The sequence below is a fragment of the Maribacter orientalis genome (assembly GCF_900109345.1).
Classification (GTDB): domain Bacteria; phylum Bacteroidota; class Bacteroidia; order Flavobacteriales; family Flavobacteriaceae; genus Maribacter; species Maribacter orientalis.
In genome coordinates this window covers 131,220-148,092 of record NZ_FNZN01000006.1, presented here as the reverse complement: position 1 = coordinate 148,092, position 16,873 = coordinate 131,220, and the positions used below count along the sequence as shown (strand labels likewise).

The following is a 16,873-nucleotide window of genomic DNA, read 5'->3' as shown; positions in this document are numbered from 1 at the left end:
ATAATAATCAAGTATGTACCCACTTATAAGAAATAGAAGATTAAGAAGCTCAGAAGCTGTACGCAATATGGTGCGTGAAACCATAATTAGTCCAAGTGATTTTTTAGTTCCCCTTTTCGTGGTAGAAGGTAAGGGGATAAAAGAGGAAATCGCCTCAATGCCCAACTATTACCGCCTCAGCCTCGACAATTTAACAAAAGAAGTGAAAGAACTTTGGAAAATGGGTTTGCACTCCGTTTTATTATTTGTAAAAGTTCCTGATAATTTAAAGGACAACAGCGGTTCAGAAGCATTGAATGAGAATGGTTTGATGCAAATGGCAATAAAAACGGTTAAAAATACTTGCCCTGATATGTTGGTGATGACCGATGTCGCCCTTGACCCCTATTCCTCATATGGTCATGACGGTATTGTTTCTAATGGACAAATATTAAATGATGAAAGCGTTGAAGTTCTAGCAGAGATGAGCATATCGCACGCGAAAGCGGGAGCTGATTTTGTAGCTCCAAGTGATATGATGGATGGCCGTATTTTAAGTATTCGTGAAGCCTTAGAAGATGAAGGATATATAAATACAGGAATTATGGCATATAGTGCAAAATACGCTAGTGCATTTTATGGTCCATTTAGAGATGCTTTAGACTCTGCCCCTGTAGATATTAAAAACGTACCCAAAGATAAAAGTACTTATCAAATGGATTTTGCTAATCGCTTTGAAGCTATTAGAGAAACTCAGATGGATATTGAAGAAGGAGCAGATATTGTAATGGTAAAACCAGGTTTATGCTATTTAGATATCGTTCGCGAAATAAAGAATGAGGTAGATGTTCCTGTTGCTGTTTATCAAGTATCTGGTGAATACGCTATGGTAAAAGCAGCGGCAGAAAAAGGTTGGTTAAATCACGATGCCGTAGTTATGGAACAATTAACTGCTATCAAAAGAGCTGGCGCCAATGTCATCGCAAGTTACTTTGCGAAAGATGTAATACGGATTATGGGATAATTATTTGACCGCTTTTTCATGAAAAAAATACATATAATACTCTTAGGTTTATTATTTTTTGGGCTTAATGCGCAAGAAAATGAATCGAATATTTTATTGTTACCAGAAGGAGCCACTTTACAGAAATCTTCTTTAGCACACTTTGAATTAGACTCTTTACATATTTATCAAAAGATAGATAGTATCATAACGAAAGGTATAAAAAACCAGTCGTTTCCAGGGGCACAGATTTTAATAGCTAAGGCAGGGAATATTATTTTTCATGAAGCATACGGTTACCATACTTATGATAGCATTCAACCAGTTGCAAGAAACGATATTTACGATTTGGCTTCAGTCACCAAAATTTTAGGACCATTACCTGCAATCATGAAATTAGTTGATGAGGGGAAACTAGATTTAGACAAACCTTTTTGTACCTATTGGAAGCCATGGAAACACCGAAAAGACAAAAGAAACATTACGCTTAGAGAAATTTTAGCGCATCAAGCAGGGCTTAAGCCCTATATTGTTTTTCTAAGTAAAACTTTAAAAAATAACGGTCGGTTTAAAAAAAGGTTTTTACGTGATAAAGCGAACAAAAAATTTCAAAATGAGGCTTACGAAAATCTCTATGTGAAAAATAGATTTAATAGGAAGATGTACAGAATGATAAATCGTTCTGAAGTTTCAAGTGATAAAAAGTACACATACTCAGGGTTAACTTTTCTAATCTTCCCAGAGTTAATATCGCAAATTACAAGAATGCCATATGACGATTATATGACATTGGAATTTTACAAACCACTTGGTATGAAAACTTTTGGATTTCTACCAAGCAATCAAAACTTCACTAACAAAATTGTACCAACGGAGGTAGATACTATATATAGACATACGTTAACCAAGGGTTGGGTACATGATGAAAATGCTTCGTTATTAGGTGGTATTTCAGGCAATGCCGGGCTATTTGGCACTGCAGACGATTTAGCAATAATTATGCAACTATTTCTTCAAAAAGGAATTTATTCAGGTAAACGATATATTTCCAAAAAAACAATAGTAGAATTTACCCGAACACAATATCCTGAAAACGAAAATAGAAGAGGTTTAGGTTTTGATAAACCATACTTGAACAATTATAAATTCTCTTTGCCAGATGCATATCCTGCGCCAGAAGTTGGTCAAGATAGTTTTGGACATAGTGGCTTCACTGGAACCTTTGTGTGGGCAGACCCAGAGCATGAATTAATTTATATTTTCCTTTCAAATCGAGTGTACCCTACAAGGGATAATAGAAATATTTACGAACTTAATATTCGGCCCGCTATTCAACAAGTATTTTATCAGGCATTCGATAACGCAATACAGCACAAACCTTATTAATTTTATTGATATCTTCAATTTTTAAAACCATCTTATGGGACTTTTAATATTTTACGCATTCATATCCATCTTCTTTTCATTCTTATGTTCCATATTAGAAGCCGTATTGCTTAGCATTACACCAACTTTTATAAATGTAAAATTGAAAGAAGGTAAATCATTTGCCAAAACATTAGAAGTTCTTAAAAAAGATGTAGATCAACCTTTAATTGCCATACTTACCATTAACACAATCGCCCATACGGTTGGTGCAATTTTAGTAGGTGTTCAAGCTAAAGCAGCTTATGCCGAATTATATGGCAATGAAAGTCGTTCAGTTTTTGGTATTGAATTTACTGAAGACCTTATGGTAGGTGTAGTTTCTACATTAATGACAATTCTTATACTAGTTGCATCAGAAATTATCCCTAAAACTATTGGTGCTACCTACTGGAAACAACTTGCAAATTTTTCGGCAAAAACCTTAAATATTATGGTAATAGGCTTAAAATATACAGGGTTACTCTGGGTATTACGTCTGTTTACTAAAATGGTCGGTGGCGGTAAACATCATGGTAGTGTTCTAAGTCGTGAAGATTTCCACGCCATGACCGATATGGCCCATAAAGAAGGGGTATTTGAAAAATCTGAATCAACTATCATAAAAAATTTACTGCGATTTGATGATATTCTTGTAAAAGATATAATGACACCAAGAGCCGTTATGAAAATAGCTTCTGAGGAGAAGTCCATAGCTGATTTCTTTAAGGATAATCAAAAATTACGTTTTTCTAGAATTCCTGTGTACAAAGAAAAGATGGATAATATTACCGGATTTGTACTGAAGGATAATGTTCTCGAAGAGATGATTAATCAAAATGGAGAGATTCCATTAAAAGAGATTAAGCGTGAAATACTTGTAACCCGAAGAAGCACGCCTATTCCAACATTGTTTGAAACTCTTATTCAAAAACGTGAAGCTATAGCACTTGTAGTAGATGAATATGGTTCTGTGAGTGGATTAGTAACTATGGAAGATGTTATTGAAACCTTATTAGGTTTAGAGATAATGGATGAGAGCGATAATATAGCAGATTTACAGGTACTAGCCAGAAAAAATTGGGAAATACGCGCAAAAGCTTCCGGAGTTATTGAAAAGCCCAGAGTTTCACCAGAAAAATAAAATTATTACAATGGAGGATGTTGCATATATTAATACACCATTAGGGGTTGCCAAAATAACTGGCAGCTCTGAAGGCCTTTCCTCTGTCATTGTCTTAGATTCTGAAGAACCACTTACTGATGTTATACCAGAATCATTGGAAGATGCCGTTTATCAACTAAATGAATATTTTGAAGGCATTCGAACAGAATTTCAATTAGACCTAAATCCTGAGGGTACAGAATTTCAAAAAAAGGTTTGGTCAGAACTACAAAACATACCTTATGGAAGAACCGCTTCTTATATGGAACTTTCGAAATTGATTGGTGACCCTAAAGCCATTAGAGCTGTAGGCGCCGCAAATGGCAGAAACCCACTTTGGATTGTTGTTCCTTGCCATAGAGTTATTGGTAGCGATGGTTCTCTTACAGGTTATGCCGGTGGACTGCACCGAAAAAAGTGGTTATTAGATCATGAAAGTCCGCACAAACAACAGAGTTTATTCTAACCCACTATTTTTTAGAGATTACCAAACAAACTAGCTAGTTTGTATTATCATTGAAAAACTCGTTTCTCGATAAATAAAAAGGTTTTAGTCGATAAAAATTAGTTTTCCATCTTCATTTTTTCAAAATCTTAAGTCTATTTTAGTAGAAAAACAGACTAGGTGGTCGGTAATCCTTTAATCAACAAAATAGGTTGGAAGGAATTCCAAATTCCTTTGTACGACCAAATTACCTTCTAAAGAAACCAATAAAAATCCTCCAATTTCATCCCCTACTTGATTTTGAAGCGCATATGAAATGGCAAAGAGGTTGATATCTGAAAGATATTGACCAAATAATGGTCGTATACTTATTTCTTCATCTTCATTTACTTTATTGATAAGTCCTACAATATCCAAAATCGTATTATCACCAGAATTCAAGTCTAGCAATGCAGGTCCGCTCTCAATTTCAAAAGGTTGTGTATATACATATTGGTAATATAATTTTTCATCTACTATCGCTCCATTTATCGGACCAGCTTCAAAAGGTTGGGCCATTGGCAATACTGAAGTAGATATGCTAAGAAAGTTTAGGGTATCGAACAATTCTAAATTGGTGTTACTATTACCTTCTTGAGTCCAAACTGCCAAATTCCCCAAGTCTGTAATTAGAAAACTAGGTTTTTCCTTACCAAACTCAAACGTCTTCACTATAGCGTTAGCATCTACATTATACACCACTAATTTATAATTTTCACTACCCGTTAGATATGTAATAAATAAATTTCCATTATCATACAAAGGCTCATACAACCTTCTAATTCCGAACTCTAGTGAGACATCAAAACCTTGCATGTCGGCAAAAGAAACAATACGTAATGTCAAATTAGTAGAACCAAGAGGCTTGTAAAGTCCGAAATAAACCGAATTCTCATCATTAATTCCCCAAACCAAAGACCGTTCAGCGCTAATTGTATAAAAATTAGGAAAATCAGTAATTCTACCTGTGGCTAAATTTTTTTGAGTAAGAGAAATTGCACTATTTGAAAAAGAATAAAATGACAAAGAACCCTCAAATTCGCGTAGGGTTAAGTAATTGTTCTTTATACCCAATTCACTCGAAAGATTAACCTGGGTTCCTATATTATTTAGACTTTGATAGTCGTATTGGTAAACTTCCTGCAAGTCTTCACCTATAATGGTTAGATTAAAATCTTGAATTTCATTTGCTTCTTGAACATCGTCGTTACTACACGAAAACAAAATAGTCGCAATGAAAAAAACTAAAACAATCAGGTGCTTATTACCAAAAATCATAGATATCTATTGTGTTATAAAAAGTAGTTAAATAGAATAATCGACTACTATGTAATTGTAAGATTTCCTAGCAATTGATATCCAGGCTTAAAGATACCATATTTTGAAACGAATTAAATTGGCCTAAGAATTGAAGAAATTATCTTAAATTCCTATTTCATAGTAATTTACATCCCTATGCTAGATAAGATACAACTAGAGCATATTCTTTTTTTAGATATTGAAACCGTACCAGAAAAAAGCTCTTTTGATCAATTGGACGATACCACCCAACAACTATGGGCTCACAAATCGCAATACCAACGAAAAGAAGAATTTACTGCCGAAGAATTTTATGATCGTGCAGGAATTTGGGCAGAGTTTGGTAAAATCATTTGTATTTCTGTAGGCTATTTTACATTTCAAGGGGAAAATAGAAATTTTAGACTTACTACTTTTCACGGGGAAGAAGATAAATTATTGCAAGAATTTAAAACATTATTAAACGAGCATTTCAACCATCCTAAAAACATATTATGTGCTCATAATGGTAAGGAATTCGATTTTCCATATATAGCGCGTAGAATGATTATTCACGGTATTTCTCTACCTAATAAGTTAGATCTATTCGGCAAAAAACCTTGGGAGGTTCCACATATAGATACCATGGAGCTTTGGAAATTTGGAGATTACAAACATTATACTTCGTTAAAGTTAATGGCCCATGTTCTAGGTATACCATCGCCAAAAGAGGATATTGATGGTAGTATGGTAAAAGCGGTCTATTATGAGGAAAACGATTTAAAACGAATTGTAACCTATTGCGAGTTAGATGTGTTAACTACGGCACAAGTTTATTTAAGATTACGAAATGAATCGTTATTAGAAGATGATGAAGTAAAGAAAGTAGCCAAATAATTAATATGATTAAAACGGCTTAATTCTGATTAAAAACAAGAATCTACACTTTAAAAACAGCATGAATGATGTAATTTTGCTAGCAGTGCAATTTGTTCTTAACCACCTTTAAATATGAAAAAATTCATTCTATTATCCTTTGTTACCATAACACTGTTCAGCTGTATGGAAGAAAAGGAAATCAGTTCTATAAATCCTGAAAATTGGTCTAAACGAAAAATAACTTTACATACTAAGGATTCACTGGAGTATGGAAAATCTTACCTTTCTATTTATTCTCAGATATATAGTAGTTCAGAGCATAAAACACACAACCTCACTGCTATGGTCAGTTTGCGAAATACAAGTGATCTAGATACGATATATATCTTGAAAGCTGAATATTTTGATACGCATGGCACTTCTTTAAGAAGTTATTTCAACCATCCTATTTATTTAGCGCCTTTAGAAACCACTGAAATTATTATTGATGAGATGGATATAGAAGGTGGCACAGGTTCTAACTTTATTTTTGAATGGAACGCTCCAAAAGATTGTCCTGAGCCTTTGTTTGAAGGGGTAATGAATTCAACGGTTGGGCAACAAGGACTTTCATTTACAACACAATCTAGAAGAATAAAATAATATTAATACTTATAGAATTTTGTACTCTTGTTTACGTCAAAATCTTGAATTTGCAATACATATAATCCTGTTGGCAAATCAGAAACATTTATTCTAGAATTGGTAGCTGAATCCATTTTCAACTCTACACCACTTGTACTTAGTATTCTAAACACTGTACTATCGGTAGTTTTAATATTTAATTGAATCTCGTCAATTGCAGGGTTAGGATATACACTAAAAGGAATTTCAGAATCAATACTTAACGTATTAAAAGTTTCTAAAACAGTTTCTTCACCTTGAAAGATAAAAGTAACTGGGTCGCTATATTCAGAAGCTACATTTTGAGAACAAAAAGTTCTAATTCTAAAAGAATATGTATTATCAACAATTAAGCCGTTCCAAGCAAAATTATTGATGGTAATGTATTCAGTAGACCATTCTTGTTGGTGAACTTCTTTATACTGTATTTCGTAAAGTCCGTCTGTAGTAGCATCCCAAGTAAGGTCTACACTAGAGATTTCGGTTTTTTCTAAAGAAATTTGTTCTGGAGCTTCAATTGAACAAGTTGTCATCATTACACCTGAAAGAATGATAGAAAAATCTTGCGTATTATTTTGTAATTCACCCTTATGAGTTACTGTAATAGTATACGTACCATTTGCATTGGGTATCTCAATACGTTCAAAAGGGTCTACCTTATTATCTCCTCTTGTTGCAGCACTACTAGCCTGTGCAGGATTTAATTTCCAAGGTAAAAAAGTTTTGCCATTCTGGGTGATTCTAATATCTAAATCATTAATCAAAGCTGCAGTGCTATTGTTTAATTCACCTCTATTAACATAAGCTGATTCTAAATCAGTCCAAGAAATAGATGCTATCAATGTCTCATTATCTTCTGCAGAAACAGTTAATGAAAACGTTTCCCCGTTTTCTAATAACTCTTCGGCAATATGACTAGTAAAGTCTTTATTATAAAGAACCTCAGCAGCAATCTTTGCATTCATAATGCCCCATCCCATTTTATAATCAGGCCCTTGTGCATCAACATCATCTGCTGTATGTAATGCCAAACCTTTTAAAGTAGCAGCTTTCATAAAAGAACCATATAATTCTTCATTATACTGTTGCAACAATAATAAAGAACCTGTAACACCTGGTGTTGCCATTGAAGTACCTGAAGAAGTATTATAACTCGTGTTACTAGAAGAATCTGTAGAAAGTACTGATCCACCATTACCAGCGATATCTGGTTTAATTCTACCATCATCAACAGGGCCAAAACTACTGTAAGCGGAAACATCTGCACTTTTCAAGTTACCATTTCCATCAATTTTAGAATTTGCACCAGCTACTGTAATTCCATTTTTAGCTAATGTAAAACCTAGCAACACATCAAAACCATCTGTGGTTGTGCCGTAAGTAGGTGATTCGTTGTCTCTACTTTTTTGCGCATTACCTGCAGCAGAAACCATTAAGTAGTAAGGTGCGTTGTACATAATCTTGTCCCAATCTTGTGCTACTTTAGTATATGCCCCAAAATACCAATCTGGTACACGATCCGCTTTAATACCGTAAGAATGGTTGGAAAGTAAAAGTCCGTCAGCTGCAGCTTCAGTAACTTCAATTTTATCTCTTGTCCAATCATGAGAAACAACACTTGCCATACTAGCTACGCCCTTCGCCTCTTTCTTATGACCAGTTGAGATAATACTACCGGTTACCCTAGTAGCATGAGCATCTACTTCTGATTGATCATCTGCAATCTTAATTCTAGTAGCATATTCAACGTGATTTTCTAAAGCTACACCTGAATCCCAAACACCTACTTGCATACCATCACCATCTAAATGAAGACCCAACATACCATTTGTATTTAAAGTGGAGGCTCTGGATACTAAACCAGCCTCATCAGAATAGGTTTCGTAATATAAAGGACTACCATCTTCACCTATTTCTTGTAATTCAATTTTTTTACCGTTTGCAAGTGTTTCCTTAATTTTCCAATTGTTCAGTTTTGCAACTTCTTTCAATTGTATTCTTTTCATTTCATAATCAGAAACCAAATTAGATTTAAAACTAGCCAACTCGATATTCTTATTATTCGAAGCTATCTTTAATCGTTGCTCTGTAGTTTGACCATTAAGGTTCATTACTACTAAGAACATTAAAAAAAGTACTGTTAGAATACTACTTGCGCTATTGGTAGAGTTTTTGGTATTCATCGTTAAGTTATATAAGTGTAAGATTTGGACTACAAATATATAAACCAGTAGTTGTGTTCGATGAGTGAACACCTTTATTCGATGAATTACCTATACAATACGGTGAACATGTTGTGAAAACATCAATTTATGTTGTGTAGGTTTTTTCTTTCTTTTTGAATATGTTATGAATTGAATGTAAATACAGTATACACTGGAAAATGGTCACTATAACCACCCATATATCTATGTGACACAAAGGTTCTATAAGGAGTACCTTTATATTTGCCTTTCTTTTCTTTCAAAGATTTATGATCAAAGATACCGGCCGTATCAAAACTATGCGTGTTCTTTTCATAGTTCAAGAATGAATTTGAAATCAAGACTTGGTCGAACATATTCCACTTACCGCCATATACAGAAGTCCCTCTACTATCAGGAATATGTAAGGTCTCCATAGCATTAAACAAACTTGCGCCTTCCTTCAGCACTTGAATACTCTTTGAGGATGGGTCGTCATTAAAATCTCCCATTACAATTATGTTCGGATCTAGCTCTTGCAACTTAATACTTTCAATATTTTGAATAATTTCTTCAGCAGCAATTACTCTTTTGTATTCAGTTTCAACATCACCATCTCGCCTAGATGGCCAATGATTTACAAAAATGTGTACTAATTCTTTATTTAATTCTCCCTTTACATAAAGTATATCTCTAGTAGTATCTCTAATGCCACCAGCGTTATTGACCATTAGGGCTAAAGGTTCAGAATGAAGAACTTTAAAAAACTTTTTACGATATATAAGTCCCGTATCAATACCACGTTCATCTGGCGAATCGAAATGTATAAATCCGTAATCTAAATCCTCCATCGGGTCTGTATCTACAAGTGCCTGAAGAACACTATTATTTTCAGCTTCGGCAACACCAATTAATACCGGTGGATATGGATGTTTTTCTTCCCCAATTCTAGTGATGGTTTTTGATAGTTTGGCTAGCTTTCGTTGATATCGTTCTACAGTCCACTTTTTTATTCCGGTGGGGGTATAATCCCTATCTAAGGTATTTTTATTTCGTTCTGGATCAAATAGATTCTCTAAATTGTAGAATGCAATTGTGTATCGTTGTTTCTTAGCCTTTTTTTTAAAAAATGGTATACGCATAAAGCTTTTTATTGGGTGAATAAAAATACAAAATAGCTTATGTCTAATTGCTTAATTTTGCACTTTACGGAATTATGATAGAAAAGAAGAGTATAGATTATGAAAAAGCGGTTCTTATTGGTATAATCAATAAAGACCAAAATGAGGAAAAGGTTAAGGAATATCTAGATGAGCTAGAGTTTTTAACCTACACTGCAGGTGGGGAGGTTTTAAAACGTTTTACACAACGAATGGACATCCCAAACCCAAAAACCATGATTGGAACAGGGAAAATGGAGGAAATCGAAAAATATGTTGAAGAGCATGAAATCGGTTCGGTAATTTTTGATGATGAGCTTACCCCTGGGCAACAACGTAACATAGAAAAGCAATTGCGCTGTAAGATAATTGATAGAACCAGTTTAATTCTGGACATTTTTGCGCAACGGGCTCAAACGAGTTATGCTCGTACTCAGGTTGAACTTGCACAATATGAATATCTACTACCTAGACTTACCGGACTTTGGACTCACTTAGAGCGCCAAAAAGGTGGTATTGGTATGCGTGGGCCTGGTGAAACGGAAATTGAAACGGATAGACGTATCGTTCGTGATCGTATCACATTACTCAAAAAGAAATTGACCAAGATAGACCGCCAGATGGAAACTCAAAGAGGTAACCGAGGAGCTTTGGTAAGGGTGGCACTTGTAGGGTATACCAATGTTGGTAAATCTACCTTAATGAATGTAATTAGCAAAAGTGAGGTATTCGCAGAAAATAAACTCTTTGCAACCTTAGATACTACAGTACGAAAAGTGGTTATCGGCAATTTGCCTTTTCTGTTAAGTGATACTGTAGGTTTTATAAGAAAGTTACCTACCCAACTGGTAGAAAGCTTTAAAAGTACTTTAGATGAAGTGCGTGAAGCGGACTTGCTATTGCATGTTGTAGATATTTCGCACCCTCAATTCGAGGAACATATAGAATCTGTAAACAAGATTTTATCCGAAATAAAAAGTTCAGACAAAAAAGTCATCATGGTATTCAATAAGATCGATCAATACGAACATGAAACAATTGATGAAGATGATTTAATTACTGAACGCACCGGAAGACATTTTACCATTACAGACTGGAAAAATACATGGATGGAAAAAGTTGGAGATAGGGCACTTTTTATTTCTGCGTTGAATAAAGAAAATCTAGATGAGTTTAGAAAACGCGTTTATGACGAAGTAAGAGATATACATATAACCCGTTTTCCGTATAATAATTTTCTTTATCCTGAACATTTAGACGAGTATTGATTACCAATTATAATGCAAAATGTGTAGTTCATCGATGAAATTAAACCATTAATAACTCTCACCACATTTTAAGTTGTGTTCACAACATAAATTATCATCAGCAAAGGTATTGGGTTAATTTTATCATGTGTTTAAGTGTTAGTGTTGACCCCAAATCAATATTTAACTTATAAAGACTAAAAGTAAAATCCCAAATTTTACGATAATTACTTAACCGAAAAAAGCCCTCTTTAAAGAGGGCTTTTTTATTTTTAGAACTTAATTAATTTTAAGATTTAGAATGCATAATTTAAACCTAACAATAAGTACGTTTGTAAATTGTTATCTACATTATCGAAAGTAATTGTAGGGTCAGGAGTTGGTCCTGTTACCGATGCATAGTTCAAAGCTTCTTGCTTACTATTACGTAAACCGAATTCAAAACCAAGACCTATACCGTTCCATAACGTATATCCAAAACTATTGATCCAAGTAAAATTTGATAAATCTCCACTTTTATAACTTTGGAATGTAGAAAAATTAGTCTTAAAGTTAACTGCTCCAATTTTTCTTGTATAATCAGCAACAATTTTAGCACCTAAAGAAGACTCAAAAATAGTATCCTCACTACTAAATACAAAGTTGTAGTTAAGTGGGTGTATAACCACTACAAGATCAGTAATCGGTGTCCAAGTTGCACCCACCCCTAAATCTAAATATCCTGGGTCATTGAAATTATCAAGAATGGTTGTACGGTATTCACCTAAAGTTGATATTGCGAACTTTTCATTTAATTTACGACCATATAAAGATGATATGGTAAAAACATCTGCTGCTTGTCTAAAGCTATCATCATCAGCAGGATTATCTTTATCGTCAAACTTTACCCATCCTAAGTTGATGTTTCCTGAGTTTCTCCAGAAAAATTTATCTTGATTTAAATTCGCAAATGCATTAACTGTTACACCAATATTACCAGTTGAATTATTTGGTGAAGCTTGTGCATACCAATTATTGAAACTGCTGATATTAGCACCAATAGTACCAAAAGCACCTTTTTTCCAACCTGGTAATTTATCGATTTGGCCTTGTAAAGCGTCAGCTCTACCTTGAATAGCGGCTATCGAATCTTTCGCTGCACCTAATTGCCCTCTAAGCTCTTCCTCTGTTTGAGAAAAGCCCATAGTTGTAACAAATGCAACTGCTATGGTTAACATAATTTTCTTCATAATAAAATGTTTATAGTTTATAGTGGCGCAAATGTAATAATAGTTAACAAATTCTCAGAGTAGGAAATTGTCATTTTCTTTTGTACAAGGGTACTGAAGAACAAGCTTCCCCATACATAATAGACTTAGCAACAGGCCTTAACCGCTCTGCAATAAATAAATATGCATTTTCTGGAACGGGCTTTTTACTACATCCTTTAATGATAATCGATTTGTCCCGAAACTTAGAAACATCTAATTTTTCAATGATAGATTGATAAATACTAGTTTCTAAATCTACCAAAGTACCTTGTATGATCTTTTTCGAATAAGCACTAAGCTTAATACTAATTAATAGATAAGCCCACCCTGGGATAATCGCATCTGTAGAACATTGCATAGCTACGTATGCTCCTTCATATTGAGACCAGTCATGGGCTTCTACAGAAGCTCTAAAATCTTTTTCTTTTAGAATAAACCCCTCAAAAAGCCAATCTTTAATATCTAATACCTTCCTATCCCCTTTTGGATAATAATCCTCAAGGTTAAAGGTGATGAGTTTACTTTGGGCAACTCTATTAATAATTTCGTCTTGCATAAGAATAGAATTAAAATCTCGACAGAAATCGACACTTAATTAAAGAAGTCCCAATTCTAGTTTTGCCTCCTCGCTCATTAAATCTTGAGTCCAAGGTGGATCAAAAGTAATTTCAACCTCCGCATCTTTAATTGCATCAAGAGATTTAACCTTTTCTTCAACCTCTGCAGGTAAAGATTCTGCAACAGGGCAATTAGGTGATGTTAAAGTCATTAGTATCTTAACCTCGTTATCTTCATTGACCAAAACATCATATATCAATCCTAATTCATAGATATCGACTGGTATTTCTGGATCGTAGATTGTTTTTAAAATACGAACTATTTTTTCTCCTAAATCTGCACTATCCTCTGCTATATTTTCTTTACTCATAACGTTCTAATCTTCAATTTGTGTTTGATACGCTACTGCGTATAATTTTAGTTGTTTGATCATACTAACCAAACCATTAGCTCTTGTTGGCGAGAGATGTTCTTTCAACCCAATTTCATCTATAAACTGAGTATCGGCATCTAATATATCTTGTGGCTTTTGATTGCTAAACACACGTATTAAAATCGCAATAATCCCTTTTGTAATAATTGCGTCGCTATCTGCAGTAAAAACCAATTTGTTATTTTCCAATTCTGCGTGTACCCAAACCTTGCTTTGACAACCTTTAATAATATTATCATCGGTCTTATATGCTTCATTAATTAAAGGAAGTGACTTACCGAGCTCAATCATATATTCGTAACGCTGCATCCAATCATCGAACATAGAAAACTCATCGATAATTTCCTCTTGTATCTCTTTAATTTCCATTGCTTTATTTTATGCAAAAATACGATAACAATTGATGGATTTCAAAAGTTAACAGAAACGATAAATAGTTGTTTTACAACAACATGCTTTTAGCTTTTAACACCCCAGCGATTAGTACATCTACTTCTTCGCGTGTATTATAAAAAGCAAAGCTTGCCCGCACTGTACCTGGTATTTTATAGAAATCCATAATAGGCTGTGCACAATGGTGTCCAGTACGCACTGCAATACCTAGCTTATCTAAAATACTACCCATATCATACGGGTGTATTCCTTCTATATTAAATGAAATAACGGAGGTTTTGTTCTTTGCGGTACCATAAATTTTGAGTCCGTCAATTTTTAATAACTCCTGAGTCGCATATTCCAACAACTCATGTTCATACTTGGCAATTTCTTCGAAATCTATGGCATTCATATAATCTAAAGCTGCACCAAAAGCAATACCGCCGCATATATTGGGTGTGCCAGCTTCAAATTTATGTGGAAGACCTGCATAGGTGGTTTTTTCGAAAGTAACCTCAGCAATCATTTCGCCCCCACCTTGATATGGTGGTAATTTATTCAACCATTCTTCCTTTCCATATAACATACCAACACCTGTCGGTCCGCAAATTTTATGTGCCGAACATGTATAAAAATCAACATCGAGTTCCTGAACATCCGCCACCAAATGTGGAGCAGCCTGTGCACCATCAATTAAAACGGCTGCACCAACTTTGTGTGCTTTCTCAATTATTTCTTCAATAGGATTAATTGTCCCTAAGGCATTTGAGATATGATTACAAAAAACCAATTTGGTCTTATCACTAAGTAATTCATCATAAACATCCATTCGCAATTCACCTTCTAGGTTCATTGGAATCACCTTTAATATAGCACCTGTGCGTTCACAAAGCATTTGCCAAGGCACAATATTTGAATGATGCTCCATTGCAGAGACCAATATCTCATCACCTTTTTTTATTAAGGCAGAAAAACCATTCGCAACCAAGTTTATACTGTGCGTAGTACCTGAAGTAAATATGATTTCGTGTGACTTGGCTGCATTAAAATGTTTTTGAATTTTATTTCTCGCCTGTTCGTATTTGTCGGTAGCTTCTTGAGAAAGCGTATGTACCCCACGGTGAATATTGGCGTTATAATTTTGGTAATAATCAACAATAGCATCGATCACTTGCTGCGGAGTTTGAGAGGTAGCCGCATTATCTAAATAAACCAATGGCTTGCCGTTAACTTCACGCTTAAGAATTGGAAAATCTGCTCTAATTTTTTTAATATCTAACATAGTCAATCTTCTTATTTACAAAGATACCCGATAATAAAAACATATATATTTTTGGCACTTTATTTCGTTCTAATTCGGTATTAAATAAAAAGGATAGTTAAAAAATTAACTATCCCTTTATATATAAAAATATTCTCATGGAACTTTACAAATCAAAACCAAGGTTCACCCCAAGTTTTTTAGCAATCAATTTATTAATTCTAGCCTTTAATTCAGGGATACGCACAGAAGAAAGTACATTATTCGCAAAAGCATACATTAACAAAGCTCTAGCTTCCTTTTCAGGAATACCTCTTGACCTTAAATAGAACATTGCTTCTTCATCTAACTGACCAATTGTACAACCATGCGAACATTTCACATCATCAGCAAAAATCTCTAACTGAGGTTTCGTATTGATACTTGCCTTATCACTAATAAGGATATTGTTATTTTGTTGAAAAGCGTTCGTTTTCTGGGCTAATTTATCAACGATAATTTTACCGTTAAATACGCCCGTTGAACTATCACCATAAATACCTTTGTAGTCTTGGTGACTTTCGCAATTTGGCTCAATATGATGTACCAAAGTATGATGATCCACGTGTTGTTTCTCACCTAGTATCGTTACACCTTTCATTGTAGAGTCGATATACTCCCCGTTTTGATAAAAATTAAGGTTGTTACGTGTCAATTTTCCTCCAAAAGAGAACGTGTGAACCTTAACAACACTTTTATCTTTCTGATCAATATATGTATTATCGATTAAAGATGCAGTTGCTGCATCATTCTGTATTTTATAAAAATCTACGATAGCACTTTTTGCTGCGTATATTTCAGTAACAGCATTGGTAAGTACTTCATTCTTCGTTAAACTCTGGTGACGTTCTATAATTTGAACTTCTGCATTCTCTTCTACCACGACCAAGTTTCTTGGCTGTAACATTAATGAAGCTTCATTACCTGTAGAGAAATGTAAAATCTCTATCGGTTTTTTAGGCATCTTATTTTTTGGAATATAAATATATGCCCCTTCACGACTAAATGCCGTATTTAGAGAAGTCAAAGACTCATCTTTTGATGCTATTTTATTAAAATAAACATCTATAATCTGCTTATACATTGGCTTTGTTAATGCCGAACTCATTAAACAGATATCTACGCCATCATGTGTAGTTTCTGAAAGGTATGAACTGTATATACCATCTATAAAAACAATTTTATAAGAATCGATTTCATGAATAAAATAACGCTTAACATCTTTGTATTCCAGTGTGTTTTCCTCTTTTGGAAAAATACTGAAATCAATTTTTTGCAAGCTATTTAAAGAAGTATACTTCCAAGCTTCTTCCTTTTTAGAAGGAAATCCTTTTTCTTCAAAATTTTTAATGGCGGCCGTACGAACATCATGAACCGGATGTTCGACATCAACGTTGTTCTCAAACGCCATAAAGGAAGAAATTAATTTATCTTTTAAATCCATACTTTTTCAGTTGGCAGTGCTCAGTTACAGTTGGCAGAAGATTCTGCTCACTGATCCTGTATACTGCA

The 16,873-nt window shown here is 34.2% G+C and carries 16 protein-coding genes; 7 read left to right on the top strand and 9 right to left on the bottom strand.

Annotated elements, in window-relative coordinates; all coding sequences use genetic code 11:
* Window positions 1-13: 13 nt before the first annotated feature.
* The 4 genes from hemB to BMY56_RS13810 are packed head-to-tail and all read left to right on the top strand — an operon-like array spanning window position 14 to window position 4,017.
* Complete coding sequence (gene hemB / locus BMY56_RS13825) at window positions 14-1,003, top strand: porphobilinogen synthase (protein ID WP_091625404.1); 990 nt, start codon at window positions 14-16, stop codon at window positions 1,001-1,003.
* A gap of 18 nt (window positions 1,004-1,021) precedes the next feature.
* Window positions 1,022-2,368, top strand: coding sequence for a serine hydrolase domain-containing protein (locus BMY56_RS13820; protein ID WP_091625401.1), 1,347 nt, complete (start codon window positions 1,022-1,024; stop codon window positions 2,366-2,368).
* Window positions 2,369-2,402: 34 nt separating this feature from the next.
* A complete protein-coding gene (locus BMY56_RS13815; RefSeq protein WP_091625399.1) occupies window positions 2,403-3,530 on the top strand; it encodes a CNNM domain-containing protein in 1,128 nt (375 codons plus the stop codon).
* Between the two features lie 10 nt (window positions 3,531-3,540).
* Complete coding sequence (locus tag BMY56_RS13810) at window positions 3,541-4,017, top strand: methylated-DNA--[protein]-cysteine S-methyltransferase (RefSeq protein ID WP_091625396.1); 477 nt, start codon at window positions 3,541-3,543, stop codon at window positions 4,015-4,017.
* A 174-nt stretch (window positions 4,018-4,191) separates the two neighbouring features.
* Here the strand turns inward: BMY56_RS13810 and BMY56_RS13805 are convergent, their stop codons facing one another.
* Window positions 4,192-5,313, bottom strand: coding sequence for a hypothetical protein (locus BMY56_RS13805; RefSeq protein ID WP_091625394.1), 1,122 nt, complete (start codon window positions 5,311-5,313; stop codon window positions 4,192-4,194).
* A 177-nt stretch (window positions 5,314-5,490) separates the two neighbouring features.
* Here BMY56_RS13805 and BMY56_RS13800 point away from each other — a divergent pair, with 177 nt between their 5' ends.
* Both BMY56_RS13800 and BMY56_RS13795 read left to right on the top strand, forming a co-directional pair.
* Window positions 5,491-6,210 carry a 3'-5' exonuclease gene (locus BMY56_RS13800; RefSeq protein ID WP_091625392.1) on the top strand — a complete coding sequence of 240 codons (720 nt, stop codon included), beginning with the start codon at window positions 5,491-5,493 and terminating at the stop codon, window positions 6,208-6,210.
* Between the two features lie 114 nt (window positions 6,211-6,324).
* On the top strand, window positions 6,325-6,834 hold the full coding sequence (locus BMY56_RS13795) for a DUF3124 domain-containing protein (protein WP_091625389.1): 510 nt from the start codon (window positions 6,325-6,327) through the stop codon (window positions 6,832-6,834).
* A 2-nt stretch (window positions 6,835-6,836) separates the two neighbouring features.
* Here BMY56_RS13795 and BMY56_RS13790 read toward each other — a convergent pair whose 3' ends face one another.
* Both BMY56_RS13790 and BMY56_RS13785 read right to left on the bottom strand, forming a co-directional pair.
* Window positions 6,837-9,038: a S8 family serine peptidase gene (locus BMY56_RS13790; RefSeq protein ID WP_091625385.1), complete on the bottom strand. Its 2,202-nt coding sequence runs from the start codon at window positions 9,036-9,038 to the stop codon at window positions 6,837-6,839.
* Window positions 9,039-9,202: 164 nt separating this feature from the next.
* Complete coding sequence (locus tag BMY56_RS13785) at window positions 9,203-10,180, bottom strand: endonuclease/exonuclease/phosphatase family protein (RefSeq protein WP_091625382.1); 978 nt, start codon at window positions 10,178-10,180, stop codon at window positions 9,203-9,205.
* 74 nt (window positions 10,181-10,254) lie between these two features.
* Here BMY56_RS13785 and hflX point away from each other — a divergent pair, with 74 nt between their 5' ends.
* Window positions 10,255-11,466 (top strand): GTPase HflX, encoded by a 1,212-nt coding sequence (hflX, locus tag BMY56_RS13780; RefSeq protein ID WP_091625379.1) that lies wholly within the window; start codon window positions 10,255-10,257, stop codon window positions 11,464-11,466.
* Window positions 11,467-11,741: 275 nt separating this feature from the next.
* Here the strand turns inward: hflX and BMY56_RS13775 are convergent, their stop codons facing one another.
* The 6 genes from BMY56_RS13775 to sufD all read right to left on the bottom strand — a co-directional run bounded on the left by BMY56_RS13775 (window position 11,742) and on the right by sufD (window position 16,805).
* Complete coding sequence (locus BMY56_RS13775; protein WP_091625377.1) at window positions 11,742-12,674, bottom strand: DUF3078 domain-containing protein; 933 nt, start codon at window positions 12,672-12,674, stop codon at window positions 11,742-11,744.
* Window positions 12,675-12,744: 70 nt separating this feature from the next.
* The gene (locus BMY56_RS13770) at window positions 12,745-13,251 is read right to left on the bottom strand and encodes a DUF2480 family protein (RefSeq protein ID WP_091625374.1); all 507 of its coding nucleotides are present in this window, start codon (window positions 13,249-13,251) and stop codon (window positions 12,745-12,747) included.
* A gap of 39 nt (window positions 13,252-13,290) precedes the next feature.
* On the bottom strand, window positions 13,291-13,623 hold the full coding sequence (locus BMY56_RS13765) for an SUF system Fe-S cluster assembly protein (RefSeq protein ID WP_091625372.1): 333 nt from the start codon (window positions 13,621-13,623) through the stop codon (window positions 13,291-13,293).
* 6 nt (window positions 13,624-13,629) lie between these two features.
* Window positions 13,630-14,055, bottom strand: a complete 426-nt coding sequence (locus BMY56_RS13760) for a SufE family protein (protein WP_091625369.1) — start codon at window positions 14,053-14,055, stop codon at window positions 13,630-13,632.
* A gap of 73 nt (window positions 14,056-14,128) precedes the next feature.
* On the bottom strand, window positions 14,129-15,343 hold the full coding sequence (locus BMY56_RS13755) for an aminotransferase class V-fold PLP-dependent enzyme (RefSeq protein ID WP_091625366.1): 1,215 nt from the start codon (window positions 15,341-15,343) through the stop codon (window positions 14,129-14,131).
* A gap of 145 nt (window positions 15,344-15,488) precedes the next feature.
* Window positions 15,489-16,805, bottom strand: coding sequence for a Fe-S cluster assembly protein SufD (gene sufD, locus BMY56_RS13750; protein WP_091625364.1), 1,317 nt, complete (start codon window positions 16,803-16,805; stop codon window positions 15,489-15,491).
* Between the last annotated feature and the right edge of the window lie 68 nt (window positions 16,806-16,873).